The following is a 22,630-nucleotide window of genomic DNA, read 5'->3' on the forward strand; positions in this document are numbered from 1 at the left end:
CCCGGCCTGCGCCGCGGTGGTTATCACCTCTTATGTCCCCACGAAGGCGGGGACCCAGCCTGGGCTCCCGCCTTCGCGCGAGCACATAAAGGTAGCGGCGCGATTGTCATAGCGCGCGCCGCCCGCGCTCCTCAAATGTGATTATGCGGCCCTTCACCGCGGCCCTTCGCGCCAACCCACGGCGGCAGAAATGTCGCGAGACACCCGCGCTTCTCCGCCGGTTCGTTGCGGATCGTCTGCGGCGGCTTCCTCGACGGGTGGTTGGCCGGCGACGCCGGATCGACCAAAGCCTCGTCCAGCACTTCCTCGACGGGGTTGTCTTTTTTCTTGTCGCTCATCGTCATTCCGCGCCTCCTTCTGCGCTGAACCGATCGGCGCCCGTGCTGGTTCCGGTTGAGCGCGAGCGCGTGCCTCGTCATATCTACATACCATGCGTCGTCGTATCTTGCCCGCCGGTTCCGCGCTTGCCGCGCTTGCCCTCGCCTCCTGCGTCAGCGCCCCGCCCGCCCCGCCGCCGGTGGTCCGTGCCCCGGCGCCCGCGCCGCCACCGCCTGCCGTCACCGCACCGCCGCCGCTCGCCGACGATTGGCGCGACTGGCCGCTGACGCCCGGCACCTGGCGCTACGCCGCCGACAGCCGCGGCACGCGTGCGATGTTCGGCGACGGCGGCGATGCGGTCGTCGTGCTGCGTTGCGACCGGAGCGAGCGGCGGATGTATCTTTCGCGCACCGGCGCCGGGATCGCGCCGATCACCGTGCGCACCAGCAGCGTGAGTCGCGCGGTGGCGGTGCAGCCGACCGGCGGCGCGCAGCCCTATGTCGCCGCCGCGCTCGCGATCAACGATCCGTTGCTCGATGCGATGGCGTTCAGCCGTGGGCGATTCGTCATCCAGCAGCAGGGCGCGGCGACGCTGGTGATTCCCGCTTATGCCGAAGTCGGGCGGGTGATCGAAGATTGTCGGGGGTGAAACGAGTCGCGATCTGAAATGGAGCGCAACAGCCATCGAAGATCGTTCAAAACATCTTTAAAAACAAGACTTGTTTATTCCGACCCGACGCCCGAAATAACCAGCGTGGGTCAAGCCACAATACGTCTTCAACCAGCGAAAGGAGGTGATCCGATGTCTCATGGTTCAGCAATGGGGTCGGTTCAGTTCGTTCGGGGGACGCGCTTCTAACACCGCCGGGCCGCGCCGGGAGGTATCCTCCTCCAATCAACGACGCGGTTCATAGGTACGGAGGCTCGCATGGTCTCCCGGGCTGGAACTCTCCGGCCGCTGACCATGTTTAGGGGTTGTCGGGCGCCGTTTCGGCGGCGTCCGGCAACCTCTTCTCATATCTGCTTCCCGCCGTTTCCGATCTTCTCCGCGCCGTCGGAGAATTAAGTCTTTCGGCTTGCAGTCCGCCGCGTTAGCGTCATTCCTTCAGGGTCAAACCAAAAAAGGTGGCGCATGAAAACGACTGGTCTTGCCGTAGCTATTTCCCTCCTGCTGGCAGGGACGGCGCAAGCGGCGCCGGCCGGCAACGCCGCCGATAATGCGCTGGCGATCGCCAAGCGCGCGATCGCGTTTCGCAGCGTCCAGGGGCCCGGCAACCAGACCCCGGAGCTGGCCCGCTACCTCAAGCAATTGTTCGTCGAAGCGGGCTTTTCCGCCGATGACGTGACGGTCGAGCCGGTCGACGACACCGCCTATCTGCTGCTGCGCTGGCGCGGCACCGACCCGAAGGCGAAGCCGCTTGTCATTTCCGGCCATATGGATGTCGTAGAGGCAAAACCGGCCGACTGGCAGCGCGATCCATTCACTCCTGTGGTCGAGAACGGCTATTTGTTCGGCCGCGGCGCGACCGATATGAAGCTCGATCTCGCGATGGTTACCGCGACGGTGATCGACATGAAGCGCGCAGGCTACAAGCCGAAGCGCGATCTGATCCTCGCTTATTCGGGCGACGAGGAAACGACGATGAAGACCTCGGCGATCCTCGCCTCCAAGGTGAAGGGCGCGGAGATGGTGCTCAACGTCGACGGCGGCGGCGGGATGCTCAGCGAGGACGGCAAGCCGAAATATTTCTCGATCAGCGCCGCTGAAAAGACCTATGCCGATTTCCAGCTCGAGGTGACCAACCCCGGCGGGCATAGCTCGGCACCGCGCAAGGTAAATGCGATCAACGAATTGGCCGCGGCGCTCGTCCGCATCGGCAATTATCGCTTCACCCCGCAGCTCTCGCCGATCACCAAGGCCTATTTCGACGGCGCCGCCCCGCTGCAAACCCCGGAAATCGGCGCGGCGATGAAGGCGTTCGCCGCCAATCCCGCGGACGAAAAGGCGATCGAGACGCTCGCGGCGAGCCCGGCCTATGTCGGGCAGATCGGTACCACCTGCGTCTCGACGATGCTGTCGGGCGGGCATGCGCTCAACGCGCTGCCGCAACGCGCGACCGCCAACATCAATTGCCGAATCTTCCCCGGGGTGAAGCCCGCTGCGGTGATGGCCGAGCTGGAGAAGGTCGCGGCCGATCCCGGCGTGAAGTTCAAGGACGTCACCGAAGGCTCCAACCCCACCGACGCCTCGCCGCTGCGCCCCGATCTGATGAATGCGGTGACCAAGGCGATCCGTTCGGTGCGGCCGGGGGTGCCGGTGTTCCCGTCGATGTCGGCGGGGGCGAGCGATTCGATGCACTTCCGCGCGGTCGGCATCCCGAGCTACGGGGTCAGCCCGATCTTCATCAAGGAATCGGACGAGTTCAGTCACGGCCTCAACGAGCGCACCCCGGTGGACAACGTGCCGCTCGGCGTGACCTATTATCGCTCGCTGCTGACCGACCTGACGAAATAAGACGAGCAGCAGGCCAACCTGCTCCCCTCCCTTCACCAGGAAGAGGAGCAAAAGGGTGACGACGGGGCCGCGTAAAACCCGGGTTCTGCTGACGGCCGATCCGTTCTAGGAGGCGGCCGGAAGCAAGAGGTTGGATGATGGCGGATATATTGGTGCTCACCACCGGGGGCACGATCGACAAGCTCTATTTCGACGCGCTCAGCGAATATCAGATCGGCGACAGCGTGGTCGATCGGCTGCTCGCCACCGCACGCGTCAAGAAGCCGTTCCGCGTCGAAGGGCTGATGCGCAAGGACAGCCTCGAGCTCGACGACGCCGATCGCGCCGCGATCGCCAAGGCGGTGGCTGACGCGCCCGAAAGCCATATCGTCATCACCCACGGCACCGACACGATGACCGAAACCGCCAAGGCGCTCCAGCCGATCGCTGGCAAGACGATCGTGCTGGTCGGCGCGCTGGCGCCGGCGCGTTTCGCGGACAGCGACGCGACCTTCAACCTCGGCATGGCCTTCGCCACCGCGCAGATCGCCCCCGCCGGGGTGTGGATCGCGATGAACGGCACGGTGTTCGCCGCCGACCGCGTGCGCAAGGATCGCGCCGCCAACGCCTTCGTCGCGGTGTGACAAACGCCGACGGGCGGCTTCGCCCGATCAGGATCGTGCTGTTCCTGCTCGTCTGGGCCAGTTGCAGCTGGTTCGGATCGTGGGAGATGAACACCAACAATGCGGTCCGCCTGTTCGCCACGTTGGTGATGGTCGAGCGCGGCGAGGCAACGATCGACCAGTTCGATTCGGCGACCACCGACAAGGCGCAGTTCGGCGGGCATCTCTATCTCGACAAGGCGCCGGGGATGTCGCTGATGGCGATCCCGGCGGTCGCGGCGCTCCACGCGCTGTCGCCTGCGCGCAGCGGCGATTATGCGATCTTCACCTCCGCCAGCCCGTTCGCGCGGTTTATCCGCGTGCGCACCCGGCTGGCAGTGGCGACCGGCCCCGCGTTGCTCACCGCGATCGCCGCGATGCTGTTGTTCGACCTTGCCCTGATGCTCACCGGCAGCGCCCCCGCGGCGCTCGCCGCCGCGATCGGCTATGGGCTCGGCACCCCGGCCTGGGCTTGGTCGACCTCTTTGCTCGGCCACGCCCCCGTCGCGGCCTTGTTCGTCATCGCCTTATGGGCCGGGGTCCGCGCGACACGCGGCGCCGAGACGCGGCGCTGGCCCGCCTTCGTGCTCGGGCTGAGCCTCGGCTGGGCGGTGGTGATCGAATATCCCACGGTCATCGCCGGCGCCGCCATCGCCTTATGGGCGACATGGCGCGCGTGGCGTCGCGCCGACCGCGTGACGGTGATCGGGCTCGCCGCGCTCGGCGGGATCATCGGGTTGCTGCCGCTCGCCGCGTATAATCTGTTCGCGTTCGGCGATCCGTTCCAGCTCGGTTACGAAGGCGTGGTCGGGTTCGACGGGATGAACCGCGGGCTGTTCGGCATCGGCGTGCCCGATCCGGCGGTGCTGTGGAACATCACGCTGGGGCATAAGCGCGGGCTGCTGTGGTTCGCGCCCGCGCTGCTGCTCGGGTTGTGGGGACTGTTCCTGATGATCCGCGCGCGCGCCACCCGCGATATCGGGATCGTCGTCGCGGCGGTGGTGGCGATCACGCTGCTGATCAATGCCGGCTATTATTACTGGGACGGCGGCAATTCCACCGGCCCGCGCCACTCGATCCCACTCGTCGGGGTGCTCGCGCTCGGCATCGCCCCCGCCTGGGCGGCGCGCGGGCGCGGGATCGGTCGCTACCTGCCCGCGGAGGTGATCCTGCTGTCGATCGCGATCAACGCCTGCATGGCCGCGACGGATATCTACGGCAGCCCGATCGTGTCGTTCCAATTGCGCGACGTGGTGTTCGTGCCGTTCCTCAACGGCCATCTGCGCACCTTCGCTAGCGACTGGATGAACTGGTCGCCTGGTGCCGGCTTCATCCTGTGGGAAACGCTGGCGCTGCCCGCATTGATCTGGCTCGCGCTGGCGGCGCGGCGCATCGGCAGCGTCGATCCCGAAATGACAAAAGCTTAATGCGCAGAACACCGCATCTGCGGCGGGGCTTGCTATAGCGGCCCGCACGCGCGCAGGATGAAAAGGCGCGATCCGGGAACGATAAATTGAATACTCCGATCTTCTACGATCCCAGCGGCCGGCGGGGCACACGGGCGCGACGCTCGGTCGCGCTTCTGATCGCGCTGATCATGCTGGTGGCATTCGCTTTTGCCACGACGCTCGTCGCAGTCCCATCGGGGCCGGGGCTGCCGTTGCCGTTCGCGCATCGCCAGGCGCAGCCGTTCAACCCCAAGGCGACGCCGAGCGGCCGAGCCTCCTCGCGCTGGCTGCCGCATATCGCGCGCAACACCCGGCCGGCCAAAGGCACCGGCGGCAAGCCGGTGACGATCGGATTCTACGCCCCCAGCTTCGACGGCGGGATCACCTCGCTCCAGCGCAATATCAACGCGCTCGACTGGGTGGTGCCGGCGATCCTGACCAGCGACGCCAATGGCAATATCTATCAGGCGCGCGCGCCGCGGCTGGCGCAGGTGCTCGCCTCGGCCCAACACCCGCCCAAGCTGCTGCCGATGGTGCAGAATATCGTCAACCAGCAATGGGACGGCAAAGGCGTCGCGACGATGCTGCGCAGCCCCGCGCGACGCAAGGCGCTGATCGACAAGCTCGTCGCGACCGTCGCCAATGTCCGCGCCTCCGGGCTGGTGATGGATTACGAAAGCCTGCCGCCCGAGGCGTTGCCCGCCTATGTCTCGTTCCTCGACCAGCTCAACAGGGCGCTGCCGCAGAGTGCGACGCTGGCCGTCACCGTCCCCGCGGGCGAGCCCGAATGGCGCCTCGCGAGCTTCGCGCGGGTCGTCGATAACGTCATCCTGATGGCCTATGACGAACATTGGCAGAGCGGGTCGGCCGGGCCGATCGCCTCGCAGCCGTGGTTCGTCCAGGTGGTCGAGGATGCGCTGCACCAGGTCGGGCACGACAAGCTGATCGTCGCGCTCGGCAGCTATGGCTATGACTGGCATGATAATACCGCCGACACGATGGCGGTGGAAGAAGCGTGGCTCGCCGCGCGCGACAGCCAGGCGCCGATCACCTTCGATCCCGCCAGCGGCAACGCCGGCTTCGCCTATGACGAGGACAATACTCAGCATCAGATCTGGATGCTCGATGCGGCGACGAGCTGGAACCAGTTCGTCGTGCTGCGCAAGCTGGGCATCGCCAATATCGCGATGTGGCGGCTCGGCACCGAGGATCCGGGGTTCTGGAACGCGCTTGCCGCCTTCCGCACCACCTTGCCCAACAAGGTGCCGGTGCTCAGCCGGATCCAGTCGTTCCTCAACGTCGACGTCGAGGGATCGGGCGAGATCCTGCGCATCACCTCCTCCCCCACCGAGGGTGTGCGCCGGGTGAAATACGACAAGGATGCGATGATCCGGCGCGAGGATTATGTCTCGCTGCCGACGCCCTATGTCGTCCAGCGCACCGGCGCGGTGCCGAAGAAGATCGCGCTGACCTTTGACGACGGCCCCGATGCGGAATGGACGCCCAAGATCCTCGATATCCTCGAGCGCGAACATGTTCCCGCCACCTTCTTCGTGATCGGCGAGAATGCGCTCCAGCATCCGCAGCTGCTGCGCCGCATCGTCGCCGGCGGGTCCGAGATCGGCAACCATACCTATACCCACCCCAATCTCGCGCTGAGCAACGACCAGACCGTCAATCTGGAGCTCAACACGACGCAGCGGCTGGTGCAGGCCTATACCGGGCGGTCGATGACGCTGTTCCGCGCGCCCTATTTCGGCGACGCGGAGCCGACCACGACCGACGAACTCGGCCCGGCGCTGATCGCGCAGCAGCACGGCTATACCGTCGTCGGGCTGCACGTCGATCCCAACGACTGGCAGCGCCCCGGCACCGACGAAATCGTGCGCCAGGTGCTCCAGCAGGTCGATGACGAGACCCCGGACCGCTCGACCAATGTCGTGCTGCTCCACGACGGCGGCGGCGACCGCCAGCAGACGATCGAGGCGTTGCCGCAGATCATCGCCGGGCTGCGCGCGCGCGGCTACAGCTTCGTCACCGCCTCGGGGCTGGTCAACATCCCGCAATCGGTGGCGATGCCCGAGGTGACCGGGCGCGATCTGCTCGCGGTGCGGACCGACGTCGGCATCTTCATCGCGCTGGCGCTTGCCTCGGTGGCGCTGTCCTGGCTGTTCTATGTCGCGATCGCGCTCGGCATCGCCCGCGCAGTGCTGATGGCCGGGCTCGCCTGGCTGCAGACGCGCCGACGCCGCGCGGTGCCACCCGATTTCCACCCCGCGGTCTCGGTGATCATCCCGGCGTATAACGAGGAGCGCGTGATCGTCTCCTCGGTCCGCCGCGTGCTCGCCAGCGACTATCCGGGGCTCGAGGTGATCGTCGCCGATGACGGATCGAAGGACCGCACCAGCGCGCTCGTATCCGAAGCCTTTGCCGACGATCCGCGCGTCACGCTGATGACGTTGGTCAACGGCGGCAAGGCCGCCGCGCTCAACCGCGCGCTGGCGCAGGCGAGCGGCGAGGTGGTGATCGCGCTCGATGCCGATACCCAGTTCGAACCCGAGACGATCGCGCGGCTCACCCGCTGGTTCGCCGATCCCGCGATCGGCGCGGTAGCGGGCGACGCGCGCGTCGGCAACCGGGTCAACCTCGTCACGCGCTGGCAGGCGATCGAATATATCACCGCGCAGAACCTCGAGCGGCGCGCGCTCGCCGGGTTCGACGCGATGACGGTGGTGCCGGGCGCGGTCGGGGCGTGGCGCCGTACGGCGCTCGAATCGGTCGGCGGCTATCCGGAGAATACGCTGGCCGAGGATCAGGATCTGACGATCGCGATCCAGCGCGCGGGCTGGCGCGTCTCCTACGATCCGCGCGCAGTGGCGTGGACCGAGGCGCCCGAAACCTTCCGCGCGCTCGCCAAGCAGCGTTACCGCTGGGCGTTCGGCACGCTGCAATGCCTGTGGAAGCATCGCGGAGTGATCGCCAGCGGCAAGCCCCCCGGGCTCGCGCATGTCGGGCTGCCGCAGGCGTGGCTGTTCCAGATCGCCTTCGCCGCCATCTCCCCGCTGATCGACCTGGCGCTGATCGTCTCGATCGTCGGCACGATCATGCGCGTCGCCCAGCACGGCTGGGCGCAGACCAGCGGCGATGTCGGGAAAATGGGGCTCTACTGGCTGAGCTTCACCGCGATCGATGTGATCTGCGGCTGGATCGCTTATCGCCTCGACGGACGGAAGGTGCGTTACCCCGCCTTCCTGCTGGTCGCGCAACGGCTGGTCTATCGCCAGATCATGTATTGGGTCGTGCTCCGTGCGATCAGCTCGGCGATCGGCGGCTGGGTGGTCGGCTGGGGCAAATTGGAACGCTCGGGCCGGGTGCAGGCGGCTTAGGGCATCGAGCCAAAGTTCACGAAGTTCACACGTGTGACGCCCGCCCGCTTTGATCCGAAGCACATGCAATAGGTAAACTGATGTAAAAATCAGGCCAATTGTATCAAATTGGGACTGTATTAGAGAAACTTGCGTTCAGCCACGCGAAAAAATCTCGCAGATCGGGGCGTAGCGGATTGGACATCAATCTCGCTGCTACCCCCCTATTGCGAGAGGTGTCGATGATCAGGTTGAATTCTATCGTCTACAAGACCTTAACTTCGTCCGCACTTGCTGTGACGGCGATCGCAGCGACCGCCAGCGCGGCAGTCGCCGAAACGACCAAGGACTTCATCGTCAACGGCGGTTTCGAGCAAGCCACCCAGCCGACCGGCCAGCTCGAGAGCATCGCCAAGGTGACGGGCTGGAATGCGACCGATGCGGCCGACTTCTCGAAAATCGCCGGCTTGGGCTACGATAGCAAATATGTGTTCCTCACCAACGCGGAAAGTGCGTCGAACCCCGGATTGCTGACGACATTCGGGAAATACGAGCGGCTGTCGGGGCCCGGAAACGGTTTTGACAACGGATTCGACGCCAGCCCTCAAGGCGGCAATTTCATCGCAATGGACGCCTGGTGGCGCCGTGGTGCGCTGACCCAGATCATCGACGGGCTGATCGTCGGCGAAACATACAAATTGTCGTTCGATTTTGCCTATGCGCAGAATTCGGGCGCGACGACCGCCACAACGCACAGCCTGACCTTCGGCATGACATCGGATCCAACGAAATTGGGATCTTACACCACCACGCCGACCGTCAAGAACCCGCTCGGCGGTTTCGTCGATTGGACGAATTACACCTTTGAATTTATTGCCGACAACAGTTCATCCTATCTCTATTTCCTGGCCAACGGCGCCCCCAGCGGCCAGCCGCCCTTTTCGTTGCTCGACAATGTGTCGCTGACCGGGCCGCACGCAGCGGCGGTGCCCGAGCCGGCGACCTGGGCGATGATGATCATGGGCTTCGGCGCGATCGGCGGCATCATGCGGCGGCGCGTGCGTGAGCGGCGGCTGGCAATGTGAAACCCGCCTCGTCACCCCGGCCCCTTCGACTGCCTGCCAGGGCAGGCGCTCAGGAGAGGCTCGTGACGAGGGCCGCCGGGCGGCACCGGCTGGACAAGAGGCTCTCCTGAGCGCCTGCGGCTCCATGGACCCCGGCGCAAGGCCGGGGTGACGGACCTTAGGTAGCGCCTAACGCAGCAACGTCATCGTCGCGGTGAGGCCGGGGGCATTGTCGCCCAGCGTCAACCGCCCGCCGTGGAGATGCGCCACCGCCGCGACGAGCGACAGCCCGAGCCCCGCCCCGCCCTCCTGTCGCGCGGTATCGAGCCGGCCAAAGCGTTTCAGTGCGTCTTCGCGCGCCTCGGGGGGGATGCCGGGGCCGTGATCCGCGACGGCGATCGCCACCTCGCGCGGAGTCGCTTCGGCGGAGAGCGTCACCTCTCCCGCGCCATATTTCAGCGCATTGTCGACGAGGTTGGCGAGCGCCTGCCCGAGCATCTCGCGATTGGCGTGGATCATGATCGGCCCGTCGGCCCGGGTCGTGACGCTCATCCCGCGATCCTCGGCGAGCGGGCCGAACATATCGGCCAGGTCGGCGAGCATCACCGCGACGTCCATATCGCCGAACGCCTCGCGCCCGAGCCCGGCCTCGGCACGGGTGATGCGCAGCGCGGTATCGAGCATCGCCAGCAGCCGTTCGCCCTCGTCCATCGCGCGCAGGATCATCGCGCGTCCGGCCTCGTCGGGCGCGGCGGCGAGCGCGCGCTCCAGCGTCGCGCGCAGCCGGGTGAGCGGCGCGCGCAGATCGTGCGCCAGCCCGTCGGTCGCCACCTTCAACTCGCCGACCAGCGCGGCGATGCGATCGAGCATCGCATTGACCGCCAGCGCGAGCGATTCGAACGCGTCGCTTCCCCCGCGCAGCGGCACGCGGCGCGACAGATCGCCCGCCGCGACCGCGTCCGCGGTCGCCACGGTGCGTCCGAGCCGGCGCTCGATCATCCGCGCGGCGAACACCCCCGCCATCCCGGCGAAAATCAGCGCGAGCGCCATCGCGAGCAGCATCGCCTCCTCCATCGCGCGGGCGAAGCGCAATTCGCTTTCGATGACATGCCCGGTCAGCATCCGCGCGCCGTTGGGCAAACGGGTGGCGACGACGCGCATCCGTTCCGAAAGCTCGCGGTCGATGCGGAAGATCTCGATCGTCTGCGGCTCGCCCCCGGCGATCACAGTCGGCGGCCAATCGGCGACATTGCCCGCCAGAAAGCGGCCGTCGCGATCGACCAGCAACAGCACGAGCTGCGGCCCACGCGCGCGGATCAGCCGCGTCACCGCCGCCTGGGTCGCGCCGATCCCGCCGCGGCGATAGGTGTCGATCAGGTTGTGGCGCACCCGTTCTGCGCCCCGCCCGGCGGCGGCGGTGATCTGCCCGCGCGTGATCTCGCGCACGGTCAGCAACACGATCCCGGCGCCGGCGAGTTGCAATCCGAATACGAGCGCCGCAAAGCGCAGCGTCGTCGAGCGGGGCAGCCGCAGCCTTATCGCTCGACGCCCAGCTTATAACCCGCGCCGCGCACCGTATGCAGCAGCGGCCGGGCAAAGCCCTCGTCGATCTTCTTGCGCAGCCGGCTGATATGCACGTCGGTGACGTTGGTGCCGGGATCGAAGTGATAATCCCACACGCCTTCAAGCAGCATCGTGCGCGTCACCACCTGCTCGACATGGCGCAGCAGATATTCGAGCAGCCGGAATTCGCGCGGCTGGAGCTCGATCGGCTTGCCCGCGCGTTTCACGCGATGCGCAAGCAGATCCATCTCCAGATCGTCGCAGACAAGTTTGGTCTCGGGCGCATTGCCCCCCGCCTGCCCCCGCCGCACCAGCAGCCGCACCCGCGCGAGCAATTCGGCGAATACGAATGGCTTGGTGAGATAGTCGTCGGAGCCGGAGGTTAGCCCGGCGACGCGATCTTCCGGGGTGCTCATCGCCGAAAGGATCAGCACCGGGGTCGTCACCCCCGCGGCACGGATCGCGGCAAGCGCGGCCATGCCGTCGAGCCCGGGCAGCATCCGATCGAGGATGATGCAATCATATCCGCCGTCGGTCGCCTGGAACAGGCCATCGCGCCCGTTGTCGACGCGATCGACGACGAAGCCAGCCTCGCTCAGCCCGTTGGAGATATAATCGGCGGTCGAATCGTCATCTTCGACCAATAGGATCTTGCTCAAATCGCGCCTCCCGGCGCCTCCTTTAGCAAGGTCAATGTCTGGACGTCACCACCATCGCGCTTCACCTTCAACAATGTAGGCTCGGGACGCGCTTCGGCGGCGCGTAACGCGACGAGCGAGGCGTCGGTGGCGCCGTTCACTTCCTCGATCATGTCACCCACCTTCAGACCCGCCGACGCCTCCGCCCCACCGGTGCGCAGGCTGGTGACGACCAGCACATGCCGCTTGGCGCGGACCACCGGGGAATAGGTCGCCCCGCCGACCGCGCCGCGGACCGGGCCGTGTGGCAGCCCGCCGGCGAGCAACCCGAACGCGCCCGCGCCGATCGCGGCGGCGCCGACAGCCGCCCAACTCGCGGCGCGCAACCCGTTCATCGCCGGAAGCTCCGGTAAAGGGCAGCAGGACAAGGATAATATGAACGCAGCATGATCGATTTCCCGCGCCGATCGTGCGCCGTCGGCCCTTGAAGGCGGGTGGGCGCACCATGACAAATCCGTCATGACCGGATCGGCCGGATCGACGCAGCGCCGCGTCGGGCGCGCGCGATGCGCGCCCGCGTCCCAACGTTGATAACAGGAAGAAGATTGGTCGGGGCGACAGGATTCGAACCTGCGACCCCCACACCCCCAGTGTGATGCGCTACCAGGCTGCGCTACGCCCCGACCGGAGGGCGGCCTCTACGCGCCCCCTGCCGACAACGCAAGCGGGTTGAGGCGTGTTTCTCGCCTCAATTCTCACAGTCAACTTGCCTCCCCTCCCTTGAACGAGGGATGGGTTGGCCCGGTGGGGCACGGTGTCGCGCGCCTCATACCCACCCACCCCCAGCCCCTCCCTTCACCAGGGAGGGGGAAGAGTGGTGGTATATCTCAGATCAGCTTGCGCCAATGCTGTCCGTCCCACGCATCGACCGCCATCTCGCGCGGCGCGTGGGCGCGGAGTGCGCGGCCGAAGGCTTTCTGGTGCTCGGCCGCGCCGTGCGCCGCCAGCGCCTCGACGCTCGCCCAGCGTTCGGCGACACGGATCAGATCGGGATTCTCGGTATCGAAGGCGAAACAATATTCGTCGCATCCCGCCTCGGTGCGCACCAGTTTCGCATGATCGGCGAACAATTGCGCGGCCTTGGCGCCCTCGCCTTCGGGCAGCAATATCGTGCCCATCACCAATATCGTCATCGTCTCTCCTATCGCTTGCCAGGTCAGCCATAAATTTAAAATGCTTCCCCGTCATTCTCGCGCAGGCGGGAATCCATTCTGGCTGGCGTCGCTGATAGAGGCGCAACGGCAGAGCTTATGGATTCCCGCCTGCGCGGGAATGACGGGGAGAAGGGGCTGGACGACCGGCTTAAACGCCGGCTCATGTTGCGCCAATATCGTTCCGATGTTAGCGGCGCAGGCTTCGCGGGCGAATTTCGTCCGCCCTTTAGTCATGAACGGGTAAAATGCTCATTTCTCCAGCTTACGCCCAGGTCGCCGGGGGCGCCGCGCAACAGGGTGGATTCGCCAGTTTCCTTGGCCTCGCGCCTTTGTTCCTGGTGTTCATCGTCTTCTATTTCCTGATGATCCGCCCGCAGCAACGCCGGATGAAGGCGCTGCAGAATGCGGTCGCCTCGGTGAAGAAGGGCGATTCGGTCGTCACCGCCGGGGGCGTCGTGGGCAAGGTGACCAAGGTGGAAGACGCCTTCGTCGAGGTGGAGATCGCCGCCAACACCCGCATCCGCGTGGTCAAGGCGACGCTGGCCGAGGTCAATCCGCTCGGCGGCAAGCCGGCGAACGACTGATATGCTCGATTTCCCGCGCTGGAAGGTCGCATCGATCTGGGCGCTTCTCGCGGTGCTGGTAGCGCTCGCCGTCCCCAGCCTGCTGCCGCAGCGCGTCACCGATGGCTGGGGGCGCTTCCCGCATCCGCGCGTCAACCTCGGGCTGGATCTCGCGGGGGGCAGCTATCTGCTGCTCGAAGCGGACGTGAACGATCTTCAGTCGAGCCGGCTGGAGCAGATGCGCGAACAGGTGCAGACCGAGATGCGCCGCCAGAACCCGCGGATCGAGATCGGCGATATCTCGACGCGCGACGGCAATCTCACCTTCATGCTGCGCGATCCGACGCAGGTCGATGCGGCGCGCGAGCGGCTGCTGTCGATCACCGGCGGCGGCGCGGGGATGACCGGCCAGCGCGAATGGGACATCCAGGTCGTCGACACCAGCCGTTTCGTGCTGACCCCGACGACCGCCGGGCTCAACCAGGCGGTCGACCGCGCGATGGGCGACGCGACCGAAGTGGTCCGCCGCCGTATCGACGAGCTCGGCACGCGCGAGCCGACGATCATCCGCCAGGGCTCGAGCCGCATCGTCGTCCAGGTGCCGGGGCTGCAGAACCCGCAGGCGCTGAAGGACTTGCTCGGCAAGACCGCCAAGCTCGAATTCAAGCTGGTCGATACCACTGCCACGCCCGATCAGCTGCGCAACAAGCAGGCGCCGATCGGCAGCCAGATCCTGCCCTATCCGAACAATCCCAGCGGGGTGCCGTTCATCGCGGTCAAGCGCTCGGCGATCATCACCGGCGACATGCTGACCGACGCGCGGCAGGAATTCTCGCCGCAGACCAACGAGCCGCAGGTCGCGATCACCTTCGACAGCCAGGGCGGGCGCCGCTTCGCCAAGGTGACGCAGGAGAATGTCAACAAGCCGTTCGCGATCATCCTCGATAACAGCGTGATCTCGGCCCCCAATATCAATGAGCCGATCATGGGCGGCCGGGCGTCGATCTCGGGCAGCTTCACGGTCGACACCGCCAACCAGCTCGCGATCGCGCTGCGCTCGGGCAAGCTGCCGGTGGCATTGAAGGTGGTCGAGGAATCAACCGTCGGCCCCGATCTCGGCGCGGATTCGATCCGCGCCGGCATCCTCGCCTCCGCGGTCGCGGTGGCGCTGGTCGTCGCCTTCATGTTCGTCACCTACGGGCGGTTCGGGCTTTATGCGAACCTCGCGGTGGTCATCAACGTGTTCGTCATCGTCGGCGTGCTCGCGCTGATCGGCGGCACGCTCACCCTGCCCGGCATCGCCGGCTTCGTGCTGACGATCGGCACCGCGGTCGACGCCAACGTGCTGATCAACGAGCGTATCCGCGAGGAACGGCATCGCGGGCGATCGATCGTCCAATCGGTCGAATTGGGGTATAAGGAAGCGAGCCGCACGATTTTCGAGGCGAATATGACCCACGCCATTTCGGGCGTGATCATGTTCGTGCTCGGATCGGGGCCGGTGAAGGGCTTTGCGGTGGTGCTGCTGATCGGCATCGTCACCTCGGTGTTCACCGCGGTCACCTTCACCCGCATGCTGGTGGCTGGGTGGTTGCGCCGCACCAAGCCCAAGACGATCAACATCTGAGGCGAGCGAGATACGATGAAACTCCTGAAGCTCGTCCCCGACGATACCAATATCGATTTCGTTCGCCTGCGCGGCTGGGCATTCGGGCTGACGCTCGCGCTCAGCCTGCTCGCGATCGGGCTTACCTTTGCCAAGGGCCTCAACTTCGGCGTCGATTTCGAAGGCGGCCTGATGATCGAGGAGAAGTTCGCGACCGTTCCCGACCTCGATCGCGTCCGCCAGGTGGTTGACGCGCAGGGCGTCGGCGATGCCTCGTTGCAGCAGTTCGGCGATCCCAAGACGATCACGATCCGCCTCCCGGCGCAGAAGGGCGCCGACGAGGGCGCGACCAACGCCGTCGTCAAGAAGGTCGAGACGGCGCTGGCACAAAGCTTCCCCGGCGCGACGTTCAGCCGCTATTCCACTGTTTCGGGCAAGGTTTCGGGCGAGCTGATCCGCAACGGCGTGCTCGCAGTGGTGCTCGCCATCCTCGGCATCGGGCTGTTCGCGATCTTCCGCTTCGAGTGGCAGTTCGGCGTCTCGACGGTGGTGGCGATCGTCCACGATCTTTTGATGACATTGGGCTTTTTCGCGCTGTCGCGGTTCGAGTTCGATCTCAACATCGTCGCCGCGGTGCTGACGATCATCGGCTATTCGATCAACGACAAGATCGTCATCGACGATCGCATCCGCGAGAATATGCGCCGCTATCGCAAGATGGACATGCGTGAGATCATCAACCTGTCGGTCAACGAGACGCTGCCGCGTACGGTGATGACCTCGGTGACGATCCTGCTCGCGCTGCTCGCCTTGCTGTTCCTCGGCGGGCACGTGCTGCGCGGGTTCACCGCGGCGATGATCCTCGGCATCGTGGTCGGCACCTATTCGTCGATCTACGTGTCGTCGTCGCTGCTGATCACGCTCGGGCTGCGCGCCGAGCCGGTCGCGGGGCGTGGCGGCGCGGCGGACCGCGCCGAGCGCGTCGGCCCGCGCGAAGGCTGACCTTCGCCGGTGAAACTGGAACGCACGCGCGATCCCGCCGGGCCGATCGTCAAAGGGATCGGCCCCGGCGGGTTTCGCACCGACGACGGCATTTTCCCCGCGCTGATCATGACGGTCGATTCGGTGGCGGAATGGACCCCGCCGACGCTTGAGGCACTTTCCGTCGACGACCTCGCGCCGCTGATCGCGGCGGCCCCCGAATTCATCCTGATCGGCACCGGCAGCGAGCTTTCGCGCCCGCCACGCGCGCTGGTGGCGGCTCTGGAAGAACGCGGCATCGGGGTCGAGGCGATGGACAGCCGCGCCGCGGCGCGCGCCTGGGGCGTGCTGCGCAACGAGGGGCGACAGATCGCCGCGGCGCTTTACCCCCTCGTCTGAACCAATCCCGCGAGATGCGCGTAAAGCGCGACGGTATTCGCTTCCCAGGTGAAGCCCAGCGCATGCGCGCGCACCACTTCGGCGGGCAACGGCGCGCCCAAGAGATCGGCGATCGCCGCGGCAAAGGGACCGGCCTCGCGTGGGACGATGCGGCCGGCTGACGGCGCGGTCACCACCTCGGGCGCACCGCCGACCGGGGGCACGACGATCGGCGTGCCGCAGGCAAGCGCCTCGACCCACACATTCGCCAGCCCCTCGGATGCGGAGGCAAGCGCCATGACGTCGGCGGCGGCGATCAGCGCAGGCAGTTGCGCGTGCGGCACGGCACCAAGCAACCGCACGCGATCACCGACGCCTGCACGCGCAATTTGCGCTTCCAACGCCCCCCGTGCCTCGCCCTCGCCCGCGATCAGCAAGGTTACACCGTCGAGCCGCGCGACCGCGTCGATCACCACATCATGGCCCTTGCGCGGGATGAGCGCGCCGACCGAAACGACCAGCGGCCCGGCGACCCCGAGCGCTGCTTTTGCCGTCAAGCGATCGACCGGCGCGAACCGCGCGAGATCGACCCCGGTGTGATGTACCTTTACCTTCTCCGCCGGAATGCCGAGCGCGGCGATATCGTCAGCCATCGCGCGGGACACCGCGAGCAATCCGTCCGCCGCCAGACCGGCGTCGCGGACCTGCCGCGCCGTCGCCGCGGCATGACCCCAGTGGTGAATGTCCGCCCCGCGCGCCTTGATCGATACCGGGATGCCGTGCTCCCGGCCGAGTGCGATCGCCACCGGCCCGTCGGGGAAGAAGAAGGAGGCGTCGATGACGTCGAATTCGCGTCCGCGAATCCCCCGTCGCACTGCGCGCAGCAGCGCCGATGCGTGAAACCGCCCCGCGGTGCCCGGCAGCACCGTGAAGCGCGGGCGCAGCACCTCGACGCCCTTCCACGTCTCATGTGTCGGAACCGCCGCAAACTGGCGATAGCGCGGGTGTCGCGAGAGCGGCCAGGGCGGTACGCCGATTCCCGCTACCACGGTCAGCGCGACATCGGGACGCGCGGCGAGCCCAAGCGTCTGCCGCTCGACGAACACCCCGAAATTGGGCCGCGAAGCGTCGGGAAACAGGGTCGAAAGGGTCAGCACGCGAAGCATTGGGCGATGCCTTAGCCGAGCCGGGTTAAGGCATCGTGGTTAAACCGGGGTCACCTATCCCGTTCGCTCTTGGCGAAGCGCGCCCTGGCGTTCGGGAGTTGGGTCGCCCTTCGACAAGCTCAGGGCGAACGGCTTTGATTTCGGGCGCGGTGTTTGTCCCGCGTTACCTCAATAAGCCCGCGCCACCGCGAATTCGACCGCCTCGACCATCGCGTCCTTTGCCTTGCCCGAGGCGAAGGGACCGATCGCGTCGATCGCGCGCTGGCCGTAATGCCGCGCGCGGGCGAGCGTGTCGTCGACCGCGCGGGTCGCGCGCACCAGCGAGATCGCGTGCGCGAAATCCTCGTCGCCGTCGCGGCGCCCCTCCACCGCATCCTTCCAGAAGGTGCGATCGGTCGCCGAGCCGCGCGCATAAGCGAGGATCACCGGCAAGGTCACCTTGCCCTCGCGGAAATCGTCGCCGGCGTCCTTGCCCATCGTCCCGGCGTCGGAGACATAGTCGATCGCATCGTCGACGAGCTGGAAGGCGATGCCGAGATTACGGCCATAGGCGTCAAGCGCGACCTCCTCCTCCTCGGGCCGCTCGGCGACCACCGCGGCGATGCGGCAGGCGGCGGCGAACAGCGCGGCGGTCTTGGCGTTGATGATCTCCAGATAGCGATCCTCGCCCAGATCGATGCGCCGCGCGGCGGTGAGCTGGTTGACCTCGCCCTCCGCGATCACCGCGCTGGCGTTGGACAGGATCTTGAGCACCTTGAGGCTGCCGTCCTCGACCATCAGTTCGAAGCTGCGGCTGAACAGGAAATCGCCGACCAGCACGCTCGCCGGATTGCCCCAGATGAGGTTGGCGGTGCGCTTGCCGCGGCGCAAATCCGACCCGTCGACCACATCGTCGTGGAGCAATGTGGCGGTATGGATGAATTCGACCGCCGCGGCGAGCCGGTGATGCCGCGTCCCCATATAGCCGAGCAGCCGCGCGCTCGCGAGCGTCAGCATCGGGCGCATGCGCTTGCCGCCGCCCGCGATCAGATGCCCGGCGAGTTCCGGGATCAGCGGAATCTGCGACTGCATGCGATCGAGGATCGCCGCATTGACCATGTTCATATCACCCGCGACGAGCTCGATCATCGGTTCGAGCGACGGGGGGCGATCGGCGAGGCGGTGAATGGTGGCGGTCATCTGTTACGGGCTCTAGGCGGCAAAATACGCTAGGGCAACGCAAGCCTTGCGCCGGAAGCGGTGGACACGCAAAAGGCGCGGCGATGAGGGATTCGGGAGGCACAATGCCGGACGAGGTGCTGAAGGGCTATCGCAAGAGCATCGACAATATCGATGCGGCGCTCGTCTGCCTGCTCGCGGAGCGATTCAAGATCACCCAGGCGGTCGGGCGCCACAAGGCGACCGCCGGGCTGCCCCCGGCCGATCCCGGCCGTGAGGAGGCGCAGATCGCCCGGCTGCGACGGCTCGCCGAAGACGCCGAGCTCGATCCCGAATTCAGCGAGAAATTCCTGCGCTTCATCATCGACGAAGTGATCCGCCACCACGAGCAGTTTTCGGCGGGTAGCGTATAGACTATCTGCTTCGCTCTCGCCGTTCGGGCTGAGCCTGTCGAAGCCCTGCACTTTTCTTCGAAGGAAGAAGGGCAGCCCTTCGACAAGCTCAGAGCGAACGGATCGCAGGTCGCGCTCATGCCGTCAGGTGATCACCCCACCGCGCGATCACGCCCGGCCCAATAGGCCGCGCGCAATTCACGGCGCAGCACCTTGCCCGACGGATTGCGCGGCAAGGCGTCGAGGAAATCGACCGTTTTCGGTGCCTTGTACCCCGCGATCCGCGCCCGCGCCCAGGCAATCACCGCCTCCGCGCTCGGCGCGTCATCCTCGGCGACGATCAACGCCTTGACCGCTTCGCCCCATTTGTCGTCGGGCACCCCGATCACCGCGACGTCGGCCACGCCCGGGCAGCCGGCGATCGCATTCTCCACCTCGGCCGGATAGACGTTCTCGCCCCCCGAAACGATCATGTCCTTGATCCGGTCGTGGACGAAGAAATAGCCGTTCTCGTCGGCATAGCCCGCGTCGCCGGTGTGGAGCCAGCCGCCCGCCAGCGCCTCGACCGTCGCCTCGTTGCGGCGCCAATAGCCCTTCATCACGATATCGCCGCGGATCGCGATCTCGCCGATCTCACCCGCGGGAAGTTCGCGGCCCTCGCTATCGAGGATCGCGATATCGACCCCCGGCCACGGCTGGCCGCAGGATTTGAGCAAACCACCCGCGCGATGCGCCGCGGGGGAGAGATAGGAGCCGGCGCCGGCCGATTCGGTCATCCCGTAGAATTGCACGAAATCACACCCGAAGGCGGTCTGCGCGCGCGCCAGCACGTCCTCGGCGATCGGCGATGCGCCGTAAGCGATGCTGCGCAGCCGCGGGAAACGCGCGTCCGCGATCTCCGGCGTCTGGAGCATCATCAGGATCATCGCCGGGGCGAGGAAGCTGTGGCTCACCTGCTCCGCAACCATCGTCGCAACCGCGCCGGCGGGGGTGAAATCCTTGATCAGCACGATCCGCCCGCCCTGCATCAGCCCGGCGAAGCTGACATTGGTCCCCGCGACATGGAACAGCGGCATGACGATCATCACCGTCTCACCCGCCTCATAAGCGAAGCCGTCGACCCCGGTCGCCATTTCCATGAAGCGGCGATAGTTGAAGTTGGTGAGCACCACCCCCTTGGGGCGACCGGTGGTGCCGCTGGTGTAGAGTTGGAGCACGTCGTCGTCGAGCGACGGTCGATCGGGCGACGCCTGCCCTGCCCCTCTTGCCAGCCACATATCGAGCGGGAGGAACTCGGGATGCGCGCCATAGAGCGCGATAAGCTGCGGGCGGCGTGACATCCCGGCCACCGCCTCGAGCGCGGCGGCGAAGAAATCCTCGCCGACGAACAAATGGCTCGGCGCGCCGTCTTCGAGGATGAACGCCACCTCGGGCACCGAAAGCCGCCAGTTGACCGGCATCAGGCAGGCCCGCGCGCGCGCCGTGCCGAAGAACAGCGGATACCAGAGCGCGTGGTTCTTGGTGAGCACCGCGATCCGGGCACCGGGCTGCGCCCCGTCCGCGAGCAATGCGCGTGCGACCGCATCGGTTTGCGTTTCGAGTTGGGCATAACTGGTCGCGTCGCCCTCGAACAATAACGCGATCTGATCGCCCCGCGCGCGCGCCTGCGCCGCCGGGATATCCGACAGACAGTGGATCGCGTCGAGATCGATCATCGGATTCCTCCCCTCCGGTTGCGCATCCAGCTTAGCAGCACGCCGGGCGGTCGCGCCAGTTCTTAGTTTACGAACCTTTTTGTCTCATGCACGGCGCCACGCCCCGGTCAGTGCGGGGCGGATCACCAGCGCGTTGAGATCGACCACGATATGCGCGGCGATCGCGAACCACAACGTGCCGCTGGCAAGATAGAGCAACGCGAAAACCAGCCCCATCACCCCGGTCGCGACCACCCCGCTCCACCCCTGATACCAATGCGCGCCGGCGAACAGGATCGCGGCGAGCAGCAGGCCCGCGAGTGCGCTGCCGGTCGCGAGTGTGGCGAGCAACGGCAGAGCGAGGCGGAAGAACAATTCCTCGGTTACCCCGGCAGTCAGCGACAGCACGACGCCCCACGCGAGATCGGCGCGGTCGCGCGGCAGGAGCCAGCCGAGTTCGCCGAAGATCGGGCCGCGCTTGCGCTTGCGCCGCCAGCGCAGCCAGGCAAGGCCCGAGCCGATCACGGTGCCGGCGAGCGCGCCGATCGATAATATCCATCCGTCGCCGGGGGTGATCCATCCTTCGATACCGAACGAAACCGCCAGCGCGGCGAAGCTCGCCGGCATTTCAGACAGGGCGCGCCACTCGCCCACCAGCGCGAGCATGACGAGTGCGGGCAGCGCGAACCCTAGCACCTGCCGCACCGCGACCGTGAGATAGGCGCGGCTGCGCCCGCTACCGAAATCGAGCCTGAGCCGCTTTCGCGCGAACCAGCTCGTCGCCAGCAAGGCGACAAGCAGGAGGGCGGCGGTCATTTTGAAAAACCACCCGTCATTCCCGCGAAGGCGGGAATCCATTCACTCGGATCTCGGCGATCAAATCGCGACGACAGCATTAATGGACTCCCGCCTTCGCGGGAATGACGAAGGGGGGATGGATTCACGCTCAATCGAACCGCTTACCGCTCGATGCGGTGCTCGCCCTTCACCCAGCGCACCGTGCCGGACGAGGCGCGCATCACGACGCTTTCGGTCGTCATGCGGCTGCCGTGGCGCTTGACGCCTTCGAGCAGCGAGCCGTCGGTCACCCCGGTCGCGGCGAAGATGCAATCGCCCTTGGCGAGATCCTTGAGGTCATATTGCCGATCGAGATCGGTGATGCCCCATTTGCGCGCCCGCGAGCGCTCATCCTCGTTGCGGAACAACAAGCGGCCCTTGAACTGCCCGCCGACGCAGCGCAGCGCCGCACAGGCCAGCACGCCCTCCGGCGCGCCGCCCGACCCCATATAGACGTCGATCGTCGTTTCGGGGTTGGTGGTGGCGATCACGCCGGCAACGTCGCCGTCGCCGATCAGCACCACGCCGCAGCCGATCGCGCGCAGCTCGGCGATCAGCTTTTCGTGGCGCGGGCGATCGAGCACGCAGGCCATGATCTCGCGCGGGGTGACCCCCTTTGCCGCGGCGATCGCCTGAATATTCTCGGTCGGCGTCTTGTCGAGATCGAGGATATTGTCGGGATAGCCCGGCCCGATCGCGAGCTTGTCCATATAGACGTCGGGCGCGTTGAGCAGCCCGCCCGCCTCGGCGATCGCCAGCACGGCGAGGCTGTTCGGGCCAGATTTGGCGCAGATCGTGGTGCCTTCGAGCGGATCGAGCGCGATGTCGATCTTCGGGCCGTTGCCGCTGCCGACCTTCTCGCCGATGTAGAGCATCGGCGCTTCGTCGCGCTCGCCCTCGCCGATCACCACGGTGCCGTCCATGTCGAGGCTGTTGAGCGCCTCACGCATCGCCTCGACCGCGGCGGCATCGGCGGCCTTTTCGTCGCCGCGCCCGACCAACGTCGACGCGGCGACCGCGGCGGCTTCGGTGACACGGACCATCTCGAGCACGAGAACGCGATCGAGAACCTGACTGGCTTTGGGCATC

21 protein-coding genes and 1 tRNA gene are annotated in these 22,630 nt (G+C 66.5%); 11 read left to right on the forward strand and 11 right to left on the reverse strand.

Annotation, left to right across the window (positions count from 1 at the left end; translation table 11 throughout):
* Positions 1 to 131: 131 nt before the first annotated feature.
* Positions 132 to 344 (reverse strand): hypothetical protein, encoded by a 213-nt coding sequence (locus tag BGN95_RS11245; RefSeq protein ID WP_286772639.1) that lies wholly within the window; start codon positions 342 to 344, stop codon positions 132 to 134.
* Positions 345 to 430: 86 nt separating this feature from the next.
* On the opposite strand from BGN95_RS11245, the gene BGN95_RS11250 reads away from it, so the two are divergent.
* From BGN95_RS11250 to BGN95_RS11275, 6 genes are all read left to right on the forward strand, one after another.
* Entirely contained in the window at positions 431 to 967 is a 537-nt protein-coding gene (locus tag BGN95_RS11250) for a hypothetical protein (protein WP_265312015.1), read from the forward strand.
* A 483-nt stretch (positions 968 to 1,450) separates the two neighbouring features.
* Positions 1,451 to 2,833 (forward strand): M20/M25/M40 family metallo-hydrolase, encoded by a 1,383-nt coding sequence (locus tag BGN95_RS11255; RefSeq protein ID WP_265269244.1) that lies wholly within the window; start codon positions 1,451 to 1,453, stop codon positions 2,831 to 2,833.
* A gap of 137 nt (positions 2,834 to 2,970) precedes the next feature.
* Positions 2,971 to 3,456, forward strand: a complete 486-nt coding sequence (locus BGN95_RS11260; protein WP_432423389.1) for an asparaginase domain-containing protein — start codon at positions 2,971 to 2,973, stop codon at positions 3,454 to 3,456.
* Positions 3,453 to 4,901, forward strand: a complete 1,449-nt coding sequence (locus tag BGN95_RS11265; RefSeq protein WP_286772640.1) for a glycosyltransferase family 39 protein — start codon at positions 3,453 to 3,455, stop codon at positions 4,899 to 4,901. The genes BGN95_RS11260 and BGN95_RS11265 overlap by 4 nt, the downstream gene beginning before the upstream one ends.
* 86 nt (positions 4,902 to 4,987) lie before the next feature.
* Entirely contained in the window at positions 4,988 to 8,308 is a 3,321-nt protein-coding gene (locus BGN95_RS11270) for a trifunctional glycoside hydrolase family 18/polysaccharide deacetylase/glycosyltransferase family 2 protein (RefSeq protein WP_265269241.1), read from the forward strand.
* A gap of 176 nt (positions 8,309 to 8,484) precedes the next feature.
* Complete coding sequence (locus tag BGN95_RS11275; protein ID WP_286772641.1) at positions 8,485 to 9,372, forward strand: PEPxxWA-CTERM sorting domain-containing protein; 888 nt, start codon at positions 8,485 to 8,487, stop codon at positions 9,370 to 9,372.
* 168 nt (positions 9,373 to 9,540) lie between these two features.
* Here BGN95_RS11275 and BGN95_RS11280 read toward each other — a convergent pair whose 3' ends face one another.
* The 5 genes from BGN95_RS11280 to BGN95_RS11300 all read right to left on the reverse strand — a co-directional run bounded on the left by BGN95_RS11280 (position 9,541) and on the right by BGN95_RS11300 (position 12,745).
* Positions 9,541 to 10,833: a sensor histidine kinase gene (locus BGN95_RS11280; RefSeq protein WP_265312009.1), complete on the reverse strand. Its 1,293-nt coding sequence runs from the start codon at positions 10,831 to 10,833 to the stop codon at positions 9,541 to 9,543.
* A gap of 53 nt (positions 10,834 to 10,886) precedes the next feature.
* Positions 10,887 to 11,573 (reverse strand): winged helix-turn-helix domain-containing protein, encoded by a 687-nt coding sequence (locus tag BGN95_RS11285; RefSeq protein ID WP_179511542.1) that lies wholly within the window; start codon positions 11,571 to 11,573, stop codon positions 10,887 to 10,889.
* Entirely contained in the window at positions 11,570 to 11,947 is a 378-nt protein-coding gene (locus tag BGN95_RS11290) for a PDZ domain-containing protein (RefSeq protein WP_286772642.1), read from the reverse strand. Before BGN95_RS11290 ends, BGN95_RS11285 begins: the two co-directional genes overlap by 4 nt.
* Before the next feature lie 211 nt (positions 11,948 to 12,158).
* Positions 12,159 to 12,235 (reverse strand) — tRNA-Pro (locus BGN95_RS11295).
* A gap of 204 nt (positions 12,236 to 12,439) precedes the next feature.
* Positions 12,440 to 12,745 carry a putative quinol monooxygenase gene (locus BGN95_RS11300; protein ID WP_179511540.1) on the reverse strand — a complete coding sequence of 102 codons (306 nt, stop codon included), beginning with the start codon at positions 12,743 to 12,745 and terminating at the stop codon, positions 12,440 to 12,442.
* A 266-nt stretch (positions 12,746 to 13,011) separates the two neighbouring features.
* Between BGN95_RS11300 and yajC the strand changes: the two genes are divergently transcribed.
* From yajC to BGN95_RS11320, 4 genes are read left to right on the forward strand one after another with little or no spacing between them, the layout of a single operon-like run.
* Entirely contained in the window at positions 13,012 to 13,350 is a 339-nt protein-coding gene (yajC, locus tag BGN95_RS11305; RefSeq protein WP_179511539.1) for a preprotein translocase subunit YajC, read from the forward strand.
* 1 nt (position 13,351) lies between these two features.
* Positions 13,352 to 14,956: a protein translocase subunit SecD gene (secD, locus tag BGN95_RS11310; RefSeq protein WP_179511538.1), complete on the forward strand. Its 1,605-nt coding sequence runs from the start codon at positions 13,352 to 13,354 to the stop codon at positions 14,954 to 14,956.
* A gap of 15 nt (positions 14,957 to 14,971) precedes the next feature.
* The gene (gene secF / locus BGN95_RS11315) at positions 14,972 to 15,937 is read left to right on the forward strand and encodes a protein translocase subunit SecF (RefSeq protein WP_179511537.1); all 966 of its coding nucleotides are present in this window, start codon (positions 14,972 to 14,974) and stop codon (positions 15,935 to 15,937) included.
* 9 nt (positions 15,938 to 15,946) lie between these two features.
* Positions 15,947 to 16,315, forward strand: coding sequence for an Mth938-like domain-containing protein (locus BGN95_RS11320; protein WP_286772643.1), 369 nt, complete (start codon positions 15,947 to 15,949; stop codon positions 16,313 to 16,315).
* Here the strand turns inward: BGN95_RS11320 and BGN95_RS11325 are convergent.
* Entirely contained in the window at positions 16,300 to 17,460 is a 1,161-nt protein-coding gene (locus BGN95_RS11325) for a glycosyltransferase (protein WP_286772644.1), read from the reverse strand. The genes BGN95_RS11320 and BGN95_RS11325 overlap by 16 nt on opposite strands.
* Before the next feature lie 168 nt (positions 17,461 to 17,628).
* A complete protein-coding gene (locus BGN95_RS11330; protein ID WP_179511534.1) occupies positions 17,629 to 18,639 on the reverse strand; it encodes a polyprenyl synthetase family protein in 1,011 nt (336 codons plus the stop codon).
* Positions 18,640 to 18,743: 104 nt separating this feature from the next.
* On the opposite strand from BGN95_RS11330, the gene BGN95_RS11335 reads away from it, so the two are divergent.
* The gene (locus tag BGN95_RS11335; RefSeq protein ID WP_265269278.1) at positions 18,744 to 19,031 is read left to right on the forward strand and encodes a chorismate mutase; all 288 of its coding nucleotides are present in this window, start codon (positions 18,744 to 18,746) and stop codon (positions 19,029 to 19,031) included.
* Positions 19,032 to 19,162: 131 nt separating this feature from the next.
* On the opposite strand, the gene BGN95_RS11340 is transcribed toward BGN95_RS11335, so the two are convergent.
* The 3 genes from BGN95_RS11340 to glpX all read right to left on the reverse strand — a co-directional run bounded on the left by BGN95_RS11340 (position 19,163) and on the right by glpX (position 22,629).
* Positions 19,163 to 20,725: a long-chain-fatty-acid--CoA ligase gene (locus BGN95_RS11340; RefSeq protein WP_286772645.1), complete on the reverse strand. Its 1,563-nt coding sequence runs from the start codon at positions 20,723 to 20,725 to the stop codon at positions 19,163 to 19,165.
* Between the two features lie 84 nt (positions 20,726 to 20,809).
* On the reverse strand, positions 20,810 to 21,520 hold the full coding sequence (locus BGN95_RS11345; RefSeq protein WP_286772646.1) for a CPBP family intramembrane glutamic endopeptidase: 711 nt from the start codon (positions 21,518 to 21,520) through the stop codon (positions 20,810 to 20,812).
* Positions 21,521 to 21,663: 143 nt separating this feature from the next.
* The gene (glpX, locus tag BGN95_RS11350; RefSeq protein WP_179511530.1) at positions 21,664 to 22,629 is read right to left on the reverse strand and encodes a class II fructose-bisphosphatase; all 966 of its coding nucleotides are present in this window, start codon (positions 22,627 to 22,629) and stop codon (positions 21,664 to 21,666) included.
* Position 22,630: the final 1 nt, after the last annotated feature.

Source organism: Sphingomonas sp. 66-10, from assembly GCF_001897045.1.
Lineage (GTDB): Bacteria > Pseudomonadota > Alphaproteobacteria > Sphingomonadales > Sphingomonadaceae > Sphingomonas > Sphingomonas lycopersici.